This window comes from Levilactobacillus hammesii DSM 16381 (genome assembly GCF_001434395.1).
GTDB lineage: Bacteria > Bacillota > Bacilli > Lactobacillales > Lactobacillaceae > Levilactobacillus > Levilactobacillus hammesii.
In genome coordinates, this window is sequence record NZ_AZFS01000048.1 from 1 (window position 1) to 226 (window position 226).

Sequence of the window (226 nt, forward strand, 5' to 3'; positions counted from 1 at the left end):
CGGACCAGTACTAATCGGTCGAGGACTTAACCAAGTTGAAAACGTGGTTGTTTCCGCGGAAAATAATTGAATAATATCTAGTTTTGAGGGAAGAAGTTCTCTTATAGTGTGGTGGCGATAGCCTAAAGGATACACCCGTTCCCATGCCGAACACGGAAGTTAAGCTTTAGCACGCCGATAGTAGTTGGGGGATCGCCCCCTGCGAGGATAGGACGTTGCCACGCGA

At 48.7% G+C, this 226-nt stretch carries 1 rRNA gene; it reads left to right on the plus strand.

Annotation, left to right across the window (positions count from 1 at the left end):
• The first annotated feature begins 107 nt into the window (after nucleotides 1-107).
• Nucleotides 108-224, plus strand: a 5S ribosomal RNA gene (rrf, locus tag FD28_RS05640).
• The last annotated feature ends 2 nt before the right edge of the window (nucleotides 225-226 follow it).